The sequence below is a fragment of the Rhizobium oryziradicis genome, assembly GCF_001939045.1.
Classification (GTDB): Bacteria; Pseudomonadota; Alphaproteobacteria; order Rhizobiales; family Rhizobiaceae; genus Allorhizobium; species Allorhizobium oryziradicis.
This window is the reverse complement of record NZ_MKIM01000024.1, coordinates 168,114-186,538: the sequence shown is the minus strand read 5'-3', so window position 1 is coordinate 186,538 and position 18,425 is coordinate 168,114. Positions and strand designations below refer to the sequence as shown.

The 18,425-nt window shown below is 55.0% G+C and carries 23 protein-coding genes; 15 read left to right on the top strand and 8 right to left on the bottom strand.

Translation table 11 applies throughout. The features are described from left to right. Positions 1-70: 70 nt before the first annotated feature. Positions 71-595, bottom strand: a complete 525-nt coding sequence (locus BJF95_RS06485; protein WP_075638637.1) for an invasion associated locus B family protein — start codon at positions 593-595, stop codon at positions 71-73. 664 nt (positions 596-1,259) lie between these two features. On the opposite strand from BJF95_RS06485, the gene coxB reads away from it, so the two are divergent. The 13 genes from coxB to BJF95_RS06425 all read left to right on the top strand — a co-directional run bounded on the left by coxB (position 1,260) and on the right by BJF95_RS06425 (position 11,446). Further along, a complete protein-coding gene (gene coxB, locus BJF95_RS06480; protein ID WP_245297264.1) occupies positions 1,260-2,147 on the top strand; it encodes a cytochrome c oxidase subunit II in 888 nt (295 codons plus the stop codon). 17 nt (positions 2,148-2,164) lie between these two features. Beyond that, positions 2,165-3,832, top strand: a complete 1,668-nt coding sequence (gene ctaD, locus BJF95_RS06475) for a cytochrome c oxidase subunit I (RefSeq protein ID WP_075638635.1) — start codon at positions 2,165-2,167, stop codon at positions 3,830-3,832. Between the two features lie 122 nt (positions 3,833-3,954). Continuing rightward, on the top strand, positions 3,955-4,911 hold the full coding sequence (cyoE, locus tag BJF95_RS06470) for a heme o synthase (RefSeq protein WP_075638634.1): 957 nt from the start codon (positions 3,955-3,957) through the stop codon (positions 4,909-4,911). Further along, entirely contained in the window at positions 4,911-5,051 is a 141-nt protein-coding gene (locus BJF95_RS23805) for a hypothetical protein (RefSeq protein ID WP_139317425.1), read from the top strand. Before cyoE ends, BJF95_RS23805 begins: the two co-directional genes overlap by 1 nt. Positions 5,052-5,122: 71 nt before the next feature. Next, on the top strand, positions 5,123-5,803 hold the full coding sequence (locus BJF95_RS06465; RefSeq protein ID WP_139317424.1) for a cytochrome c oxidase assembly protein: 681 nt from the start codon (positions 5,123-5,125) through the stop codon (positions 5,801-5,803). A 185-nt stretch (positions 5,804-5,988) separates the two neighbouring features. Next, positions 5,989-6,867 (top strand): cytochrome c oxidase subunit 3, encoded by an 879-nt coding sequence (locus BJF95_RS06460; protein ID WP_075638633.1) that lies wholly within the window; start codon positions 5,989-5,991, stop codon positions 6,865-6,867. Positions 6,868-6,970: 103 nt separating this feature from the next. Next, on the top strand, positions 6,971-7,351 hold the full coding sequence (locus tag BJF95_RS06455) for a DUF983 domain-containing protein (RefSeq protein WP_075638888.1): 381 nt from the start codon (positions 6,971-6,973) through the stop codon (positions 7,349-7,351). A 9-nt stretch (positions 7,352-7,360) separates the two neighbouring features. Next, positions 7,361-8,077: an SURF1 family protein gene (locus BJF95_RS06450; RefSeq protein WP_075638632.1), complete on the top strand. Its 717-nt coding sequence runs from the start codon at positions 7,361-7,363 to the stop codon at positions 8,075-8,077. A 14-nt stretch (positions 8,078-8,091) separates the two neighbouring features. After that, complete coding sequence (locus BJF95_RS06445) at positions 8,092-8,460, top strand: DUF1304 domain-containing protein (protein WP_075638631.1); 369 nt, start codon at positions 8,092-8,094, stop codon at positions 8,458-8,460. Between the two features lie 8 nt (positions 8,461-8,468). Next, positions 8,469-9,464 (top strand): 4-hydroxy-3-methylbut-2-enyl diphosphate reductase, encoded by a 996-nt coding sequence (gene ispH / locus BJF95_RS06440; RefSeq protein ID WP_425348676.1) that lies wholly within the window; start codon positions 8,469-8,471, stop codon positions 9,462-9,464. 183 nt (positions 9,465-9,647) lie between these two features. Continuing rightward, positions 9,648-10,613, top strand: coding sequence for a homoserine kinase (locus BJF95_RS06435; RefSeq protein ID WP_075638629.1), 966 nt, complete (start codon positions 9,648-9,650; stop codon positions 10,611-10,613). After that, a complete protein-coding gene (rnhA, locus tag BJF95_RS06430) occupies positions 10,610-11,077 on the top strand; it encodes a ribonuclease HI (protein WP_075638887.1) in 468 nt (155 codons plus the stop codon). The genes BJF95_RS06435 and rnhA overlap by 4 nt, the downstream gene beginning before the upstream one ends. A 60-nt stretch (positions 11,078-11,137) precedes the next feature. After that, positions 11,138-11,446, top strand: coding sequence for a Dabb family protein (locus BJF95_RS06425; RefSeq protein WP_075638628.1), 309 nt, complete (start codon positions 11,138-11,140; stop codon positions 11,444-11,446). A 69-nt stretch (positions 11,447-11,515) separates the two neighbouring features. Here the strand turns inward: BJF95_RS06425 and BJF95_RS06420 are convergent, their stop codons facing one another. The 6 genes from BJF95_RS06420 to BJF95_RS06400 form a co-directional block, all read right to left on the bottom strand. Next, a complete protein-coding gene (locus BJF95_RS06420; RefSeq protein WP_245297245.1) occupies positions 11,516-12,427 on the bottom strand; it encodes a metal ABC transporter substrate-binding protein in 912 nt (303 codons plus the stop codon). 18 nt (positions 12,428-12,445) lie between these two features. Beyond that, positions 12,446-13,318, bottom strand: coding sequence for a metal ABC transporter permease (locus tag BJF95_RS06415; protein WP_075638627.1), 873 nt, complete (start codon positions 13,316-13,318; stop codon positions 12,446-12,448). Then, the gene (locus BJF95_RS06410) at positions 13,315-14,076 is read right to left on the bottom strand and encodes a metal ABC transporter ATP-binding protein (RefSeq protein WP_075638626.1); all 762 of its coding nucleotides are present in this window, start codon (positions 14,074-14,076) and stop codon (positions 13,315-13,317) included. Before BJF95_RS06410 ends, BJF95_RS06415 begins: the two co-directional genes overlap by 4 nt. After that, on the bottom strand, positions 14,073-14,198 hold the full coding sequence (locus BJF95_RS24560) for a hypothetical protein (protein ID WP_280950434.1): 126 nt from the start codon (positions 14,196-14,198) through the stop codon (positions 14,073-14,075). Before BJF95_RS24560 ends, BJF95_RS06410 begins: the two co-directional genes overlap by 4 nt. A 198-nt stretch (positions 14,199-14,396) precedes the next feature. Then, positions 14,397-14,882: a peroxiredoxin gene (locus BJF95_RS06405; RefSeq protein WP_075638625.1), complete on the bottom strand. Its 486-nt coding sequence runs from the start codon at positions 14,880-14,882 to the stop codon at positions 14,397-14,399. A 43-nt stretch (positions 14,883-14,925) separates the two neighbouring features. Beyond that, positions 14,926-15,795, bottom strand: coding sequence for a protein-disulfide reductase DsbD domain-containing protein (locus tag BJF95_RS06400; RefSeq protein ID WP_075638624.1), 870 nt, complete (start codon positions 15,793-15,795; stop codon positions 14,926-14,928). A gap of 283 nt (positions 15,796-16,078) precedes the next feature. Between BJF95_RS06400 and BJF95_RS06395 the strand changes: the two genes are divergently transcribed. Beyond that, positions 16,079-16,684 carry a YqgE/AlgH family protein gene (locus BJF95_RS06395; RefSeq protein WP_075638885.1) on the top strand — a complete coding sequence of 202 codons (606 nt, stop codon included), beginning with the start codon at positions 16,079-16,081 and terminating at the stop codon, positions 16,682-16,684. Here the strand turns inward: BJF95_RS06395 and BJF95_RS06390 are convergent. Next, on the bottom strand, positions 16,644-17,573 hold the full coding sequence (locus BJF95_RS06390) for a DMT family transporter (RefSeq protein WP_075638623.1): 930 nt from the start codon (positions 17,571-17,573) through the stop codon (positions 16,644-16,646). The two genes, BJF95_RS06395 and BJF95_RS06390, sit on opposite strands and share 41 nt — an antisense overlap. Before the next feature lie 125 nt (positions 17,574-17,698). Here BJF95_RS06390 and BJF95_RS06385 point away from each other — a divergent pair, with 125 nt between their 5' ends. After that, positions 17,699-18,421, top strand: coding sequence for an ArsR/SmtB family transcription factor (locus BJF95_RS06385; protein ID WP_075638622.1), 723 nt, complete (start codon positions 17,699-17,701; stop codon positions 18,419-18,421). The last annotated feature ends 4 nt before the right edge of the window (positions 18,422-18,425 follow it).

Sequence of the window (18,425 nt, the reverse complement as noted above, 5' to 3'; positions counted from 1 at the left end):
TCGGTTTGCTCAAGGAACAAGGCGAGACACTTCAACAAGACGAGACACGGGGTAAGGGCGCAAACGAGGTTTATGGCAGCGCGTCATAGCCTTCGGCAAAACCGCTCAGCGCCACCGGAATGCCAACCCGATCCTGATCAGATGATTCCCGCACGGCAAAGACTGCGTTTTTGCCGGAGCGTAAAATCTTCATCAATTGATCGTCGATTTCCACTTCCACATAGCAGCCCTCTGCAAAGCAGCGGGTGAAATTTGCTGTGCCGACTTTGTTATTGTCGATAAACAGGTCCATGCCATCTTTGAGCAAAACGCCCAAGGGTGCCAGAATGCGCAGGATACGTGCTTTGCGGTCTGCTGTTTTAAGCACCACAACCGAGAGACCAATTTCTGGCCGATCATCGGCAATCACATTTTGCATCAGCGCACATTGTTCTTGCGATGTGCCCGCTGGCGTGTCGCAGACAATAGACCATGCGCCATGGCTGGAGCGAACAGTGCCGGCCTGTGGTTGTTGTGCCATTGCAAAGCCTGGCAGCAAAGCTGCACCAACTGCCGCCGCAAAAAGCCCGGCCCGCAACACTCTTTGGAAACCCATGGAAACCTCTGGAACTTTGTTCAATCTGCCAATTGTCGTCAGCGTTTGCACTTAACACCTGTCTGCGCTTTGCGCACCATGAAACGTGCGATCATCACTGAAACAAACCCAATCTATCTGGTTTTTCCAATATCAAGAGGGCAAACCATCGCCGCATACCTCTCTTTTCCAGTCGAGTGAGGCATAATTGGGACCGCTCCCGCATGCTCTGGCCAAGGGAAGGTCACTGATCTTTGCGGCTTGCGACAAATCGTCTCTCCCTTGCAAAGGGCTCAGCCTCAAAACGGCAAGATGTCCATCATTGGCGGTGCACTTTGTAGTTTGAAAACGACTTTAATATCCGAGCGATCCATAGTGCTCGGGATAAACGCTCTCTGATGCGTGCGTGCACGGCATTCTTCTTTGATTGGAATGTCCCATCATAATAGCCGCTTACGTGATGTGGTGAGGTGTGATAGTTTTGCAAATACGAGGTTGTGTTTGCTTGAAAAAGCGATGGGCCTTGGAAAAGCGGATAGATTGCTTGGAGAATCCGAAAACCCGCCTCACTCATCACTTGTGTGTGTTGCGAATTTGTTGGAATTGTGATTTTAAATTAGCATCATATCAGGGATCGAGCGTTTGCCATTGATTTGGGTCAAACGTGGGAGGAGAGCCAGCCGTGATAAAAAATATTTTGTTTTGTTTTTCCAGTTTGATCATCTGTCTATTGACCGCCACGGGGGCTGTGGCGGATCAACCGAAAGAATGGCAGATGGATTTGCAGCCCTTCGCCACGCCGGTGATGGAGCAGATCCGCTGGTTTAACCATTATACGCTGTGGTTTATTGTGCCGGTAACGCTGTTTGTCCTGGCGCTTTTGATCATTGTGGTCATCAAGTTTCGTGCCAGTGCCAATCCGGTGGCATCGCGCACCAGCCACAACGCCATGATTGAAGTGGCCTGGACACTGGGGCCAGTGCTTATTCTGTTTTTCCTGGCAATTCCGTCATTCAATCTGCTCTCCTATGAGCTGACCATCCCGGATAAGCCTGATTTGACCGTCAAGGCCACAGCCACGCAATGGCAGTGGAATTATGAATATGCTGGCGACAAGCCATTGGCCTTTGACAGCTATCTGCTGAAAGATCAGGACCGTGCCGCGGTGGGCAAGGAAGATCGCAAGATCTATCCACGCTTGCTGGCTGTGGACAACGAGCTGGTGATTCCGGTGAACAAAACGGTGCGCGTGCTGGTCACGGCCGCCCCCACCGATGTGATCCATGCTTTCGCCATGCCGTCTTTCGGCATCAAGATTGATGCCGTGCCGGGCCGTTTGAACGAAACATGGTTCAAGGCCGAGCGTGAAGGTCTTTATTATGGCCAGTGCTCCGAGCTGTGCGGCAAGGATCACGCTTTCATGCCCATCGCCATCCGGGTCGTTTCGGAAGACAAGTATAATTCCTGGATGAGTGCCGCCAGCACTGATCTGAGTGGTGCCAACAAAGCGTTGATCGCGGCTGTGGATGGAGTGAAAGCTTCGGTCCAGGTGGCCCAGAACGTTTCGAACTGAGAGAGGGAGTGAGGACAATGGCTGGACCCGCCGTCGAGGGCACTCATGCTCACGGACATTCACATGATCACAAGCCGAGCTTCGTCGCTCGGTGGTTGTTTTCCACCAATCATAAAGACATTGGCACCCTTTATCTGATCTTCGCCATCATCGCGGGCATTATCGGCGGTGCGCTGTCGGTTGCCATGCGCATGGAGTTGCAAGAGCCCGGTATCCAGATTTTCCACGGTCTTGCGGCCATGGTCTATGGTTTCGAGGGCGATGCGGCCATTGATGGCGGCAAGCACATGTATAATGTGTTCACCACGGGGCATGCGCTGATCATGATTTTCTTCATGGTCATGCCAGCGTTGATTGGTGGTTTTGCCAACTGGATGATCCCGATCATGATCGGTGCGCCAGACATGGCTTTCCCGCGCCTCAACAATATCTCGTTCTGGCTGATTGTGCCTGCCTTCCTGTTGCTGATCCTGTCGATGTTTGTCGAAGGCCCAGCCGGAGCTTATGGCGTGGGTGGTGGCTGGACCATGTATCCGCCGCTGTCAACATCCGGTCAGCCCCGACCCGCGGTGGATCTGGCGATTTTTGCGCTGCACGTCTCGGGTGCGTCCTCCATTCTGGGGGCGATCAATTTCATCACCACCATTTTGAACATGCGCGCACCGGGCATGACCCTTCATAAAATGCCGCTGTTTGCCTGGTCTGTGCTGGTCACAGCCTTCCTGTTGCTTTTGTCTCTTCCGGTTCTGGCCGGTGGCATCACCATGCTGCTGACCGATCGTAATTTTGGCACCAGCTTCTTTGCGCCGGAAGGCGGCGGTGATCCGATCCTGTATCAGCACCTGTTCTGGTTCTTTGGCCATCCTGAAGTTTATATCCTGATCCTGCCGGGCTTTGGCATTATCAGCCACATTATCTCGACCTTTTCCAAGAAGCCGGTTTTTGGTTATCTCGGCATGGCCTATGCCATGGTGGCCATTGGCGCGGTTGGCTTTGTGGTCTGGGCGCATCACATGTACACCGTTGGCTTGTCGCTGGCGGCGCAGCGTTACTTCGTTTTTGCAACCATGGTGATCGCGGTGCCAACCGGCATCAAGATCTTCTCGTGGATTGCCACCATGTGGGGCGGATCACTGTCGTTTCGAACGCCGATGATCTGGGCCATTGGCTTCATCTTCCTTTTTACTGTGGGTGGTGTCACGGGGGTGCAGCTGGCCAACGCAGGTCTCGATCGCTCACTTCATGACACCTATTACGTGGTGGCGCATTTCCATTACGTGCTGTCTTTGGGTGCCGTATTTGCAATCTTTGCCGCGTGGTATTATTGGTTCCCGAAAATGTCGGGCTATATGTATAGCGAGTTCATTGGAAATCTGCATTTCTGGGTGATGTTCATTGGCGTGAACATGGTGTTCTTCCCGCAGCATTTCCTCGGCCTTGCTGGCATGCCGCGGCGGTACATTGATTACCCGGATGCCTTTGTGGACTGGAACAGGATCTCCTCTTACGGTTCCTACATCTCGGCCGTTGCGGTTGGTATCTTCCTGTTTGGCGTGTTCGAGGCGTTTGCGAAAAAGCGGGTGGCCGGCGACAATCCATGGGGTGAAGGTGCAACCACATTGGAATGGCAGTTGTCTTCGCCGCCGCCATACCACCAGTGGGAACAGTTGCCCCGCATCAAGTGATAGAATAAGTCGTCAACGCCGTGGTTAAGAGTGTGTCAGGGAAAAGTGGAGCCCGGTTTTCCTGACAAGACAAACGCAAAAAAGCGGACACGGCGTTGACGAAACAACAGTCAGGACAGGACATGGCAGCCATCAACGATAGTGATATTCTCGGCGTAGAGGGGGACACGTCTCTTTCGGAAGCCAGTGCACGGGATTTTTTCGCGTTGCTTAAGCCGCGCGTCATGTCGCTTGTGGTGTTCACGGCTTTTGCCGGTCTGGTTCTGGCTCCTGGAACATTGAATCCAATTTTGGCAGCCATTGCCGTTCTGTGCATTGCGGTGGGTGCCGGTGCCTCCGGCGCACTCAATATGTGGTATGATTCCGATATTGATGCCGTGATGACCCGCACGGCAAAACGCCCGATCCCCGCAGGACGTATTCGCCGTCCCGAGGCGCTGGCCTTTGGCATTACCCTGTCGGTGTTTTCGGTTGCCATTCTTGGCCTGACCGTCAATTGGTTCTCTGCCGGCTTTCTGGCCTTCACCATTTTCTTCTATGCCGTGGTCTACACCATGTGGCTGAAGCGCTCGACCCCCCAAAACATCGTGATTGGCGGGGCATCCGGTGCTTTTCCACCCATGATCGGCTGGGCGTGTGTGACGGGCGGTGTGTCGCTCGACAGCGTCATCTTGTTCATGATTATCTTCTTGTGGACGCCTGCGCATTTTTGGGCGCTCGCTCTGTTCAAAATGGGGGATTATGGCTCGGTTGGTGTGCCAATGATGCCAAATGTGGTCGGCATTCCCTCCACCAAGCGCCAGATTTTTGTCTATGCGGTTTTGACAGGTGTGTTTGCGGTCGCACCGACATTCACAGGGCTCGCCTCGATCTGGTATGGTCTGGTCGCTGCCGTTTTGAGTGTGGTTTTTATCGGCTATTCCGTGGCCGTGTGGCGGATGCCTGCGGATGATCAGCGTATGTCATCGGCGCGGAAAATGTTTGCCTATTCAATTTTTTATCTGTTTGCGATTTTCTCTGCCCTGTTGATTGATCATTACGCCATGGGTGCCGCAACGCATCTGGCAGGAGCCCTATGATGGAAACCGTGAAGCTGACAGAAGCGCAGAAGAAATCCAGACGCAGCCGCAACATTGCTCTTGGCTTGGTGCTGGCCGGATTGGTGGTGCTGTTTTACCTGATGACCATGGCGAAGATGAGCGGCATGATGGGGCATTAGAGTTTGTCAGGGAAAAGTGGAATCCGGTTTTCCCGAATAGACAAACTCCAAACGGAAAGGCAGGAGGAGCCATGACGCATTTGGGAGGAGATGACAGTTTGGCAGACGGCAAATCGGCGCAAGGGGTGCAAGTTGAAGGCGTGGCACCTGAAGGCGGGTTGTCCGAAGGCAAAAGCGAACGCAAGAACCTGACGGTCTTTTTCGCCTGTCTGGCTTTTGCGGGCTGTGCCGTTGGTATGAGCTTTGCGGCTGTGCCCTTTTATCGCATGTATTGCCAGCTCACCGGCTATAATGGCACCACCCAGCGGGCAGAGCAGGCGTCCTCCGTTATTCTGGATCGCAAGATCAATGTTACCTTCGATGCCAATGTGTCGCCGGGCCTGAACTGGGATTTCAAACCGCTTCAGGCATCAGTCTCGCCACGGATTGGCGAAACGATACAGGCGAATTTCTCCGTCACCAATCGCTCCCCTTACCCCACCAAGGGTCAGGCCGTGTTTAATGTCACCCCCATGGAAGCTGCGGTCTATTTCAACAAGATCGAGTGTTTCTGCTTTACAGAAACAACCTTGCAGCCGGGGCAAACATTGGACATGCCGGTGGTGTTCTATGTCGATGCCGATATTGCCAAAGAGCCGGAAACCAAGGGTATTGGCACCGTGACACTGTCTTATACATTCTATCCGCATGCCAGCGAAAAGCCGGTAGCGGCCTTGCCAACACCTGCGGAGAAATCTGCACCAAAATTATGAATGCCTTGGCTTTAGATGCTTAGGCCAGGGTTTGAAATCGGATTGAAATGCGGAAGGCTTGCAATTTTAGCGAAGTGGAGGACACTGTCTTCGCGCAAACGTGCAAGAGATAAGGGATAGAGCAAGAGTGGGCTTTCTGGCACACTGTTGCTCAAGGAGAGAAGTCTAGATCGGGGATTGCTGACATGGCAGACGCGCACCAGAAACATCATGACTACCACATCATCGACCCGAGTCCTTGGCCATTGGTTGCCGCAATTGGGGCGTTTTTTCTCACCTTTGGTGGCGTTGGTTACATGCGCTATCTGCATGGCGGCTCGTTCAAACTTTTTGGTTTGGAAATGGCTCATCCATGGCTGTTTTTCATCGGTTTGATCATCATTTTGTTTACTATGGTCGGCTGGTGGGCGGATACGATCAAGGAAGGCAATGAGGGTGCACACACGCGCGTTGTGTCGCTGCATCTGCGCTATGGCATGATCATGTTCATCGCCTCTGAGGTGATGTTCTTTGTTGCCTGGTTCTGGGCTTTCTTCGATGCCAGCCTGTTTCCGCATGAAGCCATTCAGGCATCCCGGCTTGCCTTCACCGGTGGGCAATGGCCGCCAAAGGGCATTGAAGTGCTCGATCCATGGCACTTGCCGCTCTACAATACCGTGATTTTGTTGCTGTCCGGCACTTGCGTCACCTGGGCGCACCATGCGCTGTTGCACAACGACCGCAAAGGCCTGATCAGCGGTTTGACCCTGACAGTTCTGTTGGGGGCCTTGTTTTCCTTCGTGCAGTTCTATGAATATGCCCATGCGCCGTTTGACTTCAAAAACTCGATTTACGGTGCCACGTTCTTCATGGCCACGGGTTTTCACGGCTTCCACGTTCTCGTCGGCACAATCTTCCTGCTGGTGTGCCTGATCCGTGCCGCAAAAGGCGAGTTCACGCCAAAACAGCATTTTGGTTTTGAGGCCGCTGCCTGGTACTGGCATTTTGTTGACGTGGTCTGGCTGTTCCTGTTTTTCTCCATCTATATCTGGGGTGGATGGGGTGCGCCGCTCGCCCATGGTTAGTCTGGCGATCTGAGGTTTAACCACAAGGCGGCGTGAAAGCGCCGCCTTTGTTTTTCAAAATTGATTTGTCCGGTTGGATCAGCAATGAAGGATGCAGCGCGCCATGGCTGATAACAGTGATTTTCCACCCATTGAGCCGGTTAAAGTGGCCCTGTCTGCCTGCTGCCCACGCTGTGGGCAAGGGCGGTTGTTCAATGGCATATCCACATTGAAGCCAGCGTGCAGTGCCTGTGGTCTGGATTATGCAAGCGTCGATCCTGGCGATGGCGCACCGATTTTTGTGATCCTGATTGTCAGTTTTCTGGTGGTTGGCATGGCGCTCTACATCGAAATTACCTATTCGCCTGGCCTGTGGGTGCATTTCGTGATTTTTGGTCCTTTGGCAATCGGCCTGTCACTTTGGCTGTTGCGCTTGGCCAAGGCCTTGCTGATTGGCTTGCAATATAGAAACCATGCCCGTCCGGGCGTGATTGATCGAGGCTAGGGCATTTTCATGATGCGTGCGAAGGCGATATTGAGCGGCATTCTGGTGCTTGCGGCGCTGGTAACGCTGGTGATGCTGGGCACATGGCAATTGCATCGGCTAAGCTGGAAAGAGGGCTTGCTGGCCGATATTGAAAGCCGACGTCACCAGCCTGCGGCAACGGTTGAGGAGATTGACGCTCTGGCGCGCGCTGGCGGCGATGTTGATTACCGCGCCATGACGGCGGTGGGCGATTTTCTCAACGATAAAGAACGTCGGTTTCTGGCAACGCATGATGGCTCGGCGGGCTTTTACATTTATACGCCCCTGCAACTGAACGATGGGCACTATCTGCTGGTGAACCGCGGCTTCGTGCCGGAAGATCGGAAGGATCCTGCAACCCGCATGAGCGGGCAATTGTTGGGCCAGCAACGCATTACCGGCCTGGCGCGGGCCAAGCTTTTGGAAAAGCCTTCATCGCTGGTGCCCGACAATGACACAGCAAAAAATATTTTCTACTGGAAGGATCTGGATGTGATGGCGTCCAGTGTCGGTCTGCCAGCGGATAAGGTCCTGCCGTTTTTTCTGGATGCCGGGCCTGAAACTGTGCCGGGTGGCTTGCCAATTGGTGGTGTAACGCAGATTGATCTGCCCAATAGCCATCTGCAATATGCCTTGACCTGGTATGGGTTGGCGCTCGCACTGGCTGTGATTTCTGTGATGACGATAATACGAAGAAAGCAGTGATATTTGGAGGGGAAATGTCAATTATTGCCAATATTTTTGTGACTTTGGTGGCGCTGGAGCATCTTTATATTCTTGTGCTGCAAATGTTTCTATGGACCAGTCCGCGGGGGCGTAAAGCCTTTCGCATGAGTCCGCAAAAGGCAGAGGCCACGCAGGTTCTGGCGGCCAACCAGGGTCTCTATAACGGCATTCTGATGGCGGGTCTGGTGTGGTCACTGGTTCAGCGCGATCCGATGTTTGCTTTCCAGCTCAAATTGTTTTTTGTTGGCGCGGTCATCACAGCTGGCCTATATGGAGGCTTAACCGTATCGCGGCGCATTGCCCTTGTGCAGGCTGTCCCCGCGATCATTGCTTTTGTACTGGTGCTTCTGGCTGGATTATAATGGATACGATGACGGCAAAACCTCACCTGATGATCAAGCTTTGTGGCCCACGCGGCTTTTGCGCGGGCGTCGACCGGGCCATTCAGATTGTGGTGCTGGCACTCAAAGGTTATGGCGCACCGGTCTATGTCCGTCACGAGATTGTCCATAATCGCTATGTTGTTGAAGGGCTTGAAGCCAAAGGTGCGGTGTTTGTCGAGGAGTTGGATGAAATTCCAGCCGAGCACCGCAGCCAGCCGGTGGTGTTTTCGGCGCATGGCGTGCCGAAATCCGTGCCGGAAGATGCTGAGGCGCGCAATCTCTTTTATCTCGATGCCACCTGCCCATTGGTGTCGAAAGTGCACAAGCAAGCCATGCGTCACCAGCGCCTTGGCCGTCATGTGATCCTGATTGGCCATGCGGGCCACCCGGAAGTGATTGGCACCATGGGTCAATTGCCAGAGGGCACTGTCTCGCTGGTGGAGACGGTGGAGGATGCCGCCGTCTATCAGCCGATTGACCCCGAAAACCTCGGCTTTGTCACCCAGACGACCTTGTCTGTTGATGACACTGCAGGCGTGATTGCCAAGCTGCAGGAGCGGTTTCCGGCCCTCACGGCACCGGCGGCCGATAGCATCTGCTACGCCACCACCAACCGTCAGGAAGCGGTCAAGCAGGCGGCGCCGGGGTGCGATTTGTTTGTCACCGTGGGTGCGCCCAATTCCTCCAACTCGAAACGTCTGGTGGAAGTGGCGCTGAAAGCGGGTGCCAAGCGCTCGATTCTGGTGCAGCGCGCCCATGAACTGGATTGGGATGCCATCGGCGACATCCGCAGCCTTGGGCTATCAGCAGGAGCATCGGCCCCGGAAGTGGTGGTCAATGAGATCATTGAGGCCTTTAAATCCCGCTTTGATGCAAGGATTGAGCTGGCTGAGTTCTCGATTGAAGACGAGAATTTCCTGGTGAACCGGGAATTGCGCAACATTGAGCTGACACCCGAAGACATGGCGTTTGTGAATGGGTGAGAAGCGACGGCGTAGCCGGAAAAACGATCCAGTGAATCGTTTTTAGCGTTGACGCCCTGAGCCTCGCGAAGGGCCGAATGCGGTGTCACCCATTTCCTGTGCCTCGTCCCATTCCGGGGCTGGCACTCCTGCGTCTGCCATTGTATCCCTGTTTGCAACCAAACCAGAATGCGGATCTGATCTGTGGCAGTTTATACCGATATCAATGAGGTCGATCTCAAGGACTTCCTCTCCCAGTATGAAACAGGCGAATTGCTGTCCTTCAAGGGCATTGCCGAGGGCGTGGAAAACAGCAATTTTCTGCTGCACACCTCAGAGGGCGCGCTGATTCTCACCCTTTATGAAAAGCGGGTCGAGAAGAATGATCTGCCGTTTTTTCTGGGGTTGATGCATCACCTGTCTGATCGTGGCTTGAATTGCCCTTTGCCTTTGCCGCGCAAGGATGGCGCGTTGTTGGGGGAATTGTCCGGGCGACCCGCAGCACTGATTTCCTTTCTGGAGGGCATGTGGCTGCGAAAGCCGGAGGCCAACCATTGCCGTGCCGTCGGCGTGGCCTTGGCGCAGATGCATGTGGCAGGCGAGGGTTTTGACATTGCCCGTCCCAATGCTCTGTCCGTTGCAGGCTGGCAGGATCTTTGGCAGAAGTCTGAAGACCGCGCCGATGAGGTGCTGGAAGGGCTTCGGCCTGAAATTTCCACTGAATTGACCACTCTGGTGGCCCATTGGCCGCAAGATCTGCCGGCCGGTGTGATCCATGCCGATCTGTTTCCAGACAATGTGTTTTTCCTCGGCGATGAGCTTTCCGGCCTGATCGACTTCTATTTCGCCTGTAATGATTTCTTGGCTTATGATCTGGCCATCTGCCTCAATGCCTGGTGCTTTGAAAAAGATGGCAGCTATAACATCACCAAGGGTCGGGCGATGATTGAGGGCTACCTCTCGGTTCGGCCATTGTCTGAGGCAGAAATTGCCGCCATGCCGCTGCTGTGCCGTGGCTCTGCACTCCGGTTTTTCCTCACCCGGCTGTATGATTGGCTGATGACGCCTGCGGGCGCTTTGGTGGTGAAGAAAGATCCGCTGGAATATCTCAGGAAATTGCGTTTCCATCAGGCTGTTGAAACAGCCACGGACTACGGATGGCCGCAATGAAACACGTCGAGATTTACACCGATGGCGCTTGCTCCGGCAATCCCGGCCCAGGCGGCTGGGGTGCCGTGCTGCGCTATGGCGAGGTGGAAAAGGAGCTGTGCGGTGGCGAGGCTGAGACCACCAACAACCGCATGGAACTGTTGGCAGCCATTACCGCCTTGAACGCGCTGAAGACCCCGTGCGAGGTGGATTTGCACACCGACAGCAAATATGTGATGGATGGCATATCCAAGTGGATTTTTGGCTGGAAGAAAAACGGCTGGAAAACCGCTGACAAAAAGCCGGTGAAAAATGGCGAGCTATGGCAGGAGCTGGATGCCGCCAACCAGCGCCATAAGGTGAAATGGCATTGGGTCAAGGGCCATGCAGGCCATGCAGAAAATGAGCGGGCCGACGAGCTGGCGCGCAAGGGCATGGAGCCGTTTAAAAAGGGCAATGCCCACAAAGCTTTGATGAGCGGATAAGACCAACAGACATTGAAAATAGCTCTTGGTCTCATCGGCCTTTTTCAACAGGAGTGATTGATGATCCAGCACTGTGTTTTTCTACGCTTTAAAGCCTCTGTGCCGGAAATAGAGAAACAGGCGATCTATCAGGCAATCACGGATTTGAAACAGGTGGTGCCCGGCATGGTGGACGTGAAAGCGGGACCCAATGTTTCGCCCGAAGGACTGAACGGCGGCTTTGTGGATGGCTTTATCGTGACATTTGACGATAGCAAGTCGCGCGACGCCTATTTGAAACACCCGGACCATATCGTGGTTGGTGAGCGCATTGCGGCGGCCACCGATGGCGGGCTGTCTGGCATTCTGGTGTTTGATTTGCAAGTTTAAGAAAAAGTTGACCGCTCCGAAAATGTAGGGTCGTCGGAGCGGTCTACCAGGCTGACCTGGGGGCAAACGTCAGCTTGATGTCTTCATGGCTGCTGCCAATTGGTCGATGTTGTAGCGGAACATTTTTTCATAGGTCGAAGCCGGGCCGTTTTTCTTGGAAAGCGCTTCCACGTAAAGCTCGCCGCCAGATTTGGCACCGGTTGCCTTGGCAATCTGCTTCACCAGACGCGGATCGTTGGAATTTTCAAAGAAGTAGGTCTTTATCTTCTCAGCCTTGATCTGGTCGATCAGCTTGGCAACGTCCGCAGCCGATGCTTCGGTTTCGGTTGAAAAACCAAGCGGCGAGAGGAACTCAACCTTGTATTCGCGGCCCAGATAGCCAAACGCATCGTGGCTGGTGAGGATTTTGCGCTCAGCGGCTGGAATGGCATCCAGTTTTTTGTGGGCGTAGGCATTCAGCGCATCGAGCTTTTCGGTATAGGCCTTGGCATTGGCTTCAAAGGCCTTGGCATCGGCTGGATCAGCAGCAGCCAGCGCCTTCTCGATATTGGCAACCCAGACTTTGACATTGACCGGGCTGTTCCACACATGCGGATCGGTCACGGTCTTGCCGTCTTCTTCCATGGTGCGGGTGTTGATGCCTTCCGATACCACCACAGGCTTGCCCTTGTAGCCCGACGCCGAGATCAGGCGATCCATCCAGCCTTCAAGGCCTTCGCCCGACACAAAAGTGACATCGGCGGCCTTCAGCTTCTTGGCATCGGTTGGCGACGGCTCAAATTCATGGGGGTCGCCGTTAGGGCCAACAAGGCTCGAGACCGACACATGGTCGCCACCAACATTGCTGACAACATCGGCCAGAACGGTGAAGGAGGCCACTACCTTCAAGGTTTGCGCCTGTGCCGCCACCGAGGACATGGCCATCAGCAAGGGCAGTGCCACGGACATAAGCCCCACGGACATAATCATTTTGCGTTTCATATCGAAAATTCCTTTGTACTAGGCTTTCAGGTGGGAACGGGGCAGCAGACGGCGGACAAAACCGGATGGCGCGAACAGAATCGACACTCCGTAAAACACCGCAGCCGTCATGATAATGGTGGGGCCAGAGGCCAGCTCCAGATGGTAGGAGGCGATCAGGCCGATATAGCTCGACACAATGCCGGTCAAAGCGGCAATCACCATCATGCTGGTGAGATTGCGCGACCACAGCTGGGCAATGGCGGCGGGCAGCATCATCAGGCCCACGGCCATCAGCGTGCCAAGCGCCTGGAAGCTGGCGACGAGATTGAGCACCACCAAAAACAGAAAGAGAAAATGGTAGACGGGGCCTTTGCCGCCCACAGCGCGCAAAAAGCCGGGGTCGAGACATTCTGCCACCAGCGGGCGGTAGATGATGGCAACCGCCAAAAGCGTGAACGAGGCAATACCGGCAATCTGGTACAGCGCTTCATTGTCGATGGCGAGAATGGTGCCAAACAGCACGTGCAAGAGATCGATGTTGGAGCCGCGCAACGACACAATCAGAACGCCCAGCGCCAGCGAGGTTAGATAAAAACTGGCGAAGCTGGCGTCTTCTTGCAGCACTGTGGAGCGACTGACAAAACCCGACAGCAGCGCCACGGAAAGGCCGGCCACAAGGCCGCCAAGGCCCATGGCGGTCAGCGATAAAGATCCGGCAATCAGATACCCAATGGCCGCCCCGGGCAACACGGCATGGCTCATGGCATCGCCCACCAGGCTCATGCGCCGCAGCATCAAAAACACACCGATGGGGCCAGAGCCGAGACCAAGGCAAATGGCGGCCATCAGCGCCCGGCGCATGAAGCCATAATCGGCAAAGGGCGCGATCAACAGGTCATAGGCACTCATGCGGCAGGCCTTGTCAGGGGGCTGTCCGGTCGGCAGACCTCGGCATCTTCATCCCAGCGCTCGGCCATGGCGCGGGCTTTGAGCAGATTGGCGGGCGACAGCGCCTCTTCGGTCTTGCCCCAACTCACCAACTCGCGGGCAATCAGCAGCGTTTGCGGAAAATAGCTGCGCACCTGATCAAAATCATGCAGCACGGCAATCACCGTGCGGCCATCGCTGTGCCAGCCAATGATGATGTCAATCAAATCGCGGGTGGTGCGGGCATCAATGGCGGTGAAAGGCTCGTCCAGCAGGATTACCTTGGCATCTTGCAACAGCAGCCGCGCAAACAGCACGCGCTGAAACTGTCCGGCCGAAAGCGCACCAATATGGCGTTTTTCAAAGCCTTCCAGACCAACGGTTTGCAAGGCCGTGTGGGCGCGCTCGATATCGGCTTTGGCAATGCGACCAAAGGCACCGCTGTTGCGCCAGGCACCCATAAGCACCGTGTCCAGCACCGTGATGGGGAAACGCCGGTTGATGTCTGCCGCCTGTGGCAGATAACCAAAATCAGCGCGGGACAGAGTGTGCTCTACACTGCCTTCGGCGGGGCGAAGCTCACCCATCATGGTCTTGAGCAGTGTTGATTTGCCCGCTCCATTTGGACCGGCAATGGCGGTCAGGCTGCCGCGCTCGATGCTGCCATTGATATGGTGCACAGCCGGATGGCGATCATAAGCCACGGTGAGATTGCGAAGGGTGATGACAGTGTTGGTCATTGCAGCGCCACCGCCCATTGAACGCCAAGCCAGGTCAGCACAATCAGCACCAGCGCAATGCCAATGCGGGTGACGGCAGACTGGGCCAGGAGGCTGATCGAGATCGGCAGTTTGTTTTGCACCGGCGGCGCTCCATACATGTAATAACGTTACATGTAATGGTATAACGAATATGGCAAATAAAAGGCAAGGGGCAAACGTACACGGGTTGTTGATAAGGTGAGGGTGAACGGGATTGTCATTTTGGCCATCAACGAAAAAGGCTCTGAAAGCCATATGCTTTCAGAGCCTTGATAAAACAACCGTTGAGCAGCCTAGGATTACAGGCGTTCCAACATGGCCGTTGCCGATGACACGGTGGCCTGACCGGGGTTTTCTTCGATGTCGAGGCTCTTGACCACACCGTCTTCCACCAGCATGGCATAGCGCTTGGAGCGGATGCCAAGGCCGCCAGCCGAGAGATCCATATCCAGACCCAGCGCCTTGGAGAAGCTTGCATCCCAATCGGCCAGGAAGTGGATTTTGCCCATCCCGCCGGTGCTTTGTGCCCATGCGCCCATGACGTGCCAGTCATTGACCGACACCACGGCAATATCATCCACGCCCTTGGCCAGCAGCGCATCACGGTTTTCGAGATAGCCGGGCAGATGGTTGAGCGTGCAGGTTGGGGTGAATGCGCCGGGAACCGCAAAAACCACAACCTTTTTGCCCTTGAACAGGTCCTCAGTGGTGATCTCGACCGGGCCGTCAGCGGTTTTTTCCTTAAACGTTGCAGCGGGAAGCGTATCGCCGATAGCGATGGTCATGGGGTATCTCCTCGTTAAAATCCGTTCAGGCGAGAGCGTCGCCTCAAGGCTTCACTATAGAAGTCGAGGTTGCGAAGGCAAGGGGGGCTTCCATGGCGCGCTTGTTGCCAGCGGCAATCAGAATATGCCAGGTCTTGCCGGAAACCGAGTAGTTGCGCGGCATTTTGGGCAGGGCAATGCGCAAGCTGCGGTGCGCGCCCTTGTTGGATATTGTCTGATATTCTGTGAACAAATATCCCTCCGGCCCGGTCAGCAAGATGCGTGGCTCGTCTTTGGAGCCCTCTGGCAGGCGCACATTGACATCGAGACTGGAAAGGTCTTCGGCCATGTGAAAGCTTGAGACAAAAAAATCATCGGTTGGTGTGGCGGGCAAATGGGCCTTGGCTTTATCAATCAGCTGCGCTTCCGTGACATTGGTGGTTTCCTCATGGCTGAGATCGATGCTCAACTCAGCCTGAAAGGGAATGCAGATATTGTGACACAGCCCGATGAAGGCGGTGACCTTCAAGGGATTATGCGCTTCACGATTGGCATTGCTGAGCGTGAAGGGGAAAACCACCGGGCTATCATAGCCAATATCGCGGATTTTGCCCAGATCAACGCGCTTTGGCACCGGAAAATTCAATGCAGACAAGGTCACTGAGCTGCCCGGCTCGGCGGTAATCTGCGGCGGAATGCCAGCATCACCCGGCTCGCGCCAATAGGTAAACCATTCGCTTTTCGGCTCGATTTGCAAACCCGCCTGCCGTGTTCCATCGGGTGCAGGCGGCAGCACAATCAGGCGCATACGCCCGCCATCGCTGGTGGCCCATGCCGATGTGGCCGCCGATGCCGGGGCGGTGCAGCCCGCGATCAACAGACAGGCAAGGAAAGCAGTCCCCACGGACTGCGACAGGAAAGAAGAATGAATCATGGTCTTTCTTTAAAGGGATAAGGTGCGCGATGCCAATCACGCAATTGTGGCCTCTATCATTTTTGGTTGATTGCCCGGCTCTTATGCTTCATCTTAGATGAACATTGTATGACGTGCCACCTGGCCATCGATGGTTCTGGTTCTTGACCTGTATCGTTGTTGGTCTCTGCTGCATAATCCTGAAATTGGAATTGATTTCAGGAATATGCAGCGGATTAAAAGAGTTACAGCGTCCTTTGTGCGCTATATTGGCGCACAGTGCTCTAGCGGATTTGGAGGCTACATGGGATTTTCGACCCTAACATCTGATCGAGAGCGTGGATGTCTCGATGGCCAGTTCCTGATTGCCATGCCCAGCATGACAGACACAAATTTTGCCCGCTCCGTCATCTATATTTGCGCCCATACATCGGCCGGTGCCATGGGGTTCATGATCAATCGTCCTCAGACGGTGACATTTGCAGACGTATTGCTTCATCTCAATCTGATTGATCAAACCGATGCGATCATGCTGCCAGATCAGACCCGCAATTTTCCCATTCAAAGCGGTGGTCCGGTGGAATCCGGCCGCGGATTTGTGTTGCATTCCGAGGATTATCACAGCGACAGCAGCATTCCCGTCAGCGAGGATATTTTGCTGACGGCAACGCTGGATATTGTGCGCGCCATTTCCGATGGTCGTGGACCGGCCAGAGCCACCATGCTGCTCGGGTATGCGGGCTGGGGGCCGGGGCAGTTGGAGCGCGAAATCGCCAATAATGATTGGCTCAATTGTGCAGCAAGCGATGATCTGATTTTCGATACCCAGTTGAGTGACAAATATGATCGGGCCTTGGCCCTTCTGGGTGTCAGTGCGGCGACCCTGTCTTCAGAGGCGGGGCACGCCTGATCCGCCAGATGGAAGCAGGGAGGGTCATGGCAATCACCCCTGCCACCACCAGCACAAGGCCGATCAACAAGGTCGTGCTGGTCTGCTCATGCAAAAAGACGATACCAATGCCAACCCCGATGGGCACCCTTAAGTAAGCCTGCGCCGTGGTGGCAATAGAGCCAAGCGTATCCACCAGCCGAAAATAGATGGCAAAGGCAAGGGCGGTGGAAAAAACCGACAGCGCCACCAAAGCCAGCATGGATTGGCGCGACGGGTTAAGGGTCCAGGGATGATCAATCACCAGGCTCAAGGGGATCAGCATCATGCTGCCGCAGATCAGCGAGCCAGCCGCAGGCATCATTGGGTCGAGACCTTTGAAATTTCGGCCAAAAATTGCCCCCATGGCATAGCACACGGATGCCAGCATCACGGCGAGCTGCGGTAGAAATTGGCTGCTGTTATCTTGTAAAACGCTCATGCCAACAATCAGGCAGGTGCCGGCAATGCCAAGAAGAACGCCCAGAAGTTTTGGCAGTGTTACGCTTTCGTGCCGGGTGAAAATCGCGGTGATCAGAAAGGCAAAAATCGGTGTCAGCGCATTGAGGATCACGGCAAGCCCTGCATTGACGTGCTGCTCGGCCCAGGCAATCAGGGTGAAGGGCACGGCACTGTTGAGGCAGGCTTGAATGCAAAATCGCCGCCAGGTCAGTCCATCCATGGGCAGGGACAATTTGCGCAAGCGCAAAATCACCAGCAGCAAACTGCCAGCCAAAAATGTGCGGGCCGAAATCAGCGTGATCGGCGGTATGGTTTCGACGCCAATACGGATAAAGCTGTAAGCCGCACCCCACAGAGCCGCAAGCAGCAGCAAGAGGCCAAGTTCTTTCGCGGGTAGATGTTTTGTCATGGAGTTTGAAGACCTTGATAAGGGGAATATCACCCCTTCTTAGCCGTGCAAGCGGCTGCGATGCTTCGGCCCTCACCGAAGCATGGTGCGATGACAAGGCCGGGATGCCTTGCTATCATCGGCCCATGTCAAACATTGTTTCTGGAAATATGCTGGCGGAACACGCCGCCCTGATGGGAGATCCCGCCCGGGCCAATATGCTGATTGCGCTGATGGCAGGGCAGGCGCTGACTGCGGGAGAGCTGGCCGCAAATGCGGGCGTGACAGCCCAGACGGCCAGCGGCCATTTGGCGAAAATGGTGCAGTCCAGCCTGTTGGCGGTGGAAAAGCAGGGTCGCCATCGTTACTACCGGCTGGCGGGTCCCTCTGTTGCGCAAGCGCTGGAAACACTCATGGCGCTTTCAGCGCAACAGCCACAGCGGCAGCGGCGCGTTGGTCCCAAGGATGTGAGCCTGCGCACGGCACGTACCTGTTACGATCACATTGCCGGGCGTTTGGGTGTGGCACTGGCCGATGGCCTGCAACACCTTGGATATGTTGAGCTGAGTGAGGGGGCGGCCAGTGTCACCCGCTCCGGCCATGATTTCTTCTGCGATTTTGGCATTCGCTTAAGCGAGAACCCGAAACGGGGCCGCCCATTATGTCGCACCTGTCTGGATTGGAGCGAAAGACGCCCGCATTTGGCTGGCAGGCTGGGAGCGGATTTGCTGGAGCGAATGCTGACTTTGGGCTGGGTTGCCCGCCTGCCGCAAAGCCGCGCCTTGCGCATCACACCTAAGGGGCAGGCCGGATTATCCGCGCATTTTTCAATGAAGAGTGACTGGTCGGCTGAACCGACCAATCAGTAAATCT

Coding starts and splice junctions, on each gene's coding strand:
- BJF95_RS06485 (WP_075638637.1), bottom strand. CDS start 595: ATGGGTTTCCAAAGAGTGTTGCGGGCCGGGCTTTTTGCGGCGGCAGTT.
- ctaD (WP_075638635.1), top strand. CDS start 2,165: ATGGCTGGACCCGCCGTCGAGGGCACTCATGCTCACGGACATTCACAT.
- cyoE (WP_075638634.1), top strand. CDS start 3,955: ATGGCAGCCATCAACGATAGTGATATTCTCGGCGTAGAGGGGGACACG.
- BJF95_RS23805 (WP_139317425.1), top strand. CDS start 4,911: ATGGAAACCGTGAAGCTGACAGAAGCGCAGAAGAAATCCAGACGCAGC.
- BJF95_RS06465 (WP_139317424.1), top strand. CDS start 5,123: ATGACGCATTTGGGAGGAGATGACAGTTTGGCAGACGGCAAATCGGCG.
- BJF95_RS06460 (WP_075638633.1), top strand. CDS start 5,989: ATGGCAGACGCGCACCAGAAACATCATGACTACCACATCATCGACCCG.
- BJF95_RS06455 (WP_075638888.1), top strand. CDS start 6,971: ATGGCTGATAACAGTGATTTTCCACCCATTGAGCCGGTTAAAGTGGCC.
- BJF95_RS06450 (WP_075638632.1), top strand. CDS start 7,361: ATGATGCGTGCGAAGGCGATATTGAGCGGCATTCTGGTGCTTGCGGCG.
- BJF95_RS06445 (WP_075638631.1), top strand. CDS start 8,092: ATGTCAATTATTGCCAATATTTTTGTGACTTTGGTGGCGCTGGAGCAT.
- ispH (WP_425348676.1), top strand. CDS start 8,469: ATGACGGCAAAACCTCACCTGATGATCAAGCTTTGTGGCCCACGCGGC.
- rnhA (WP_075638887.1), top strand. CDS start 10,610: ATGAAACACGTCGAGATTTACACCGATGGCGCTTGCTCCGGCAATCCC.
- BJF95_RS06425 (WP_075638628.1), top strand. CDS start 11,138: ATGATCCAGCACTGTGTTTTTCTACGCTTTAAAGCCTCTGTGCCGGAA.
- BJF95_RS06420 (WP_245297245.1), bottom strand. CDS start 12,427: ATGAAACGCAAAATGATTATGTCCGTGGGGCTTATGTCCGTGGCACTG.
- BJF95_RS06415 (WP_075638627.1), bottom strand. CDS start 13,318: ATGAGTGCCTATGACCTGTTGATCGCGCCCTTTGCCGATTATGGCTTC.
- BJF95_RS06410 (WP_075638626.1), bottom strand. CDS start 14,076: ATGACCAACACTGTCATCACCCTTCGCAATCTCACCGTGGCTTATGAT.
- BJF95_RS06405 (WP_075638625.1), bottom strand. CDS start 14,882: ATGACCATCGCTATCGGCGATACGCTTCCCGCTGCAACGTTTAAGGAA.
- BJF95_RS06400 (WP_075638624.1), bottom strand. CDS start 15,795: ATGATTCATTCTTCTTTCCTGTCGCAGTCCGTGGGGACTGCTTTCCTT.
- BJF95_RS06395 (WP_075638885.1), top strand. CDS start 16,079: ATGGGATTTTCGACCCTAACATCTGATCGAGAGCGTGGATGTCTCGAT.
- BJF95_RS06390 (WP_075638623.1), bottom strand. CDS start 17,573: ATGACAAAACATCTACCCGCGAAAGAACTTGGCCTCTTGCTGCTGCTT.
- BJF95_RS06385 (WP_075638622.1), top strand. CDS start 17,699: ATGTCAAACATTGTTTCTGGAAATATGCTGGCGGAACACGCCGCCCTG.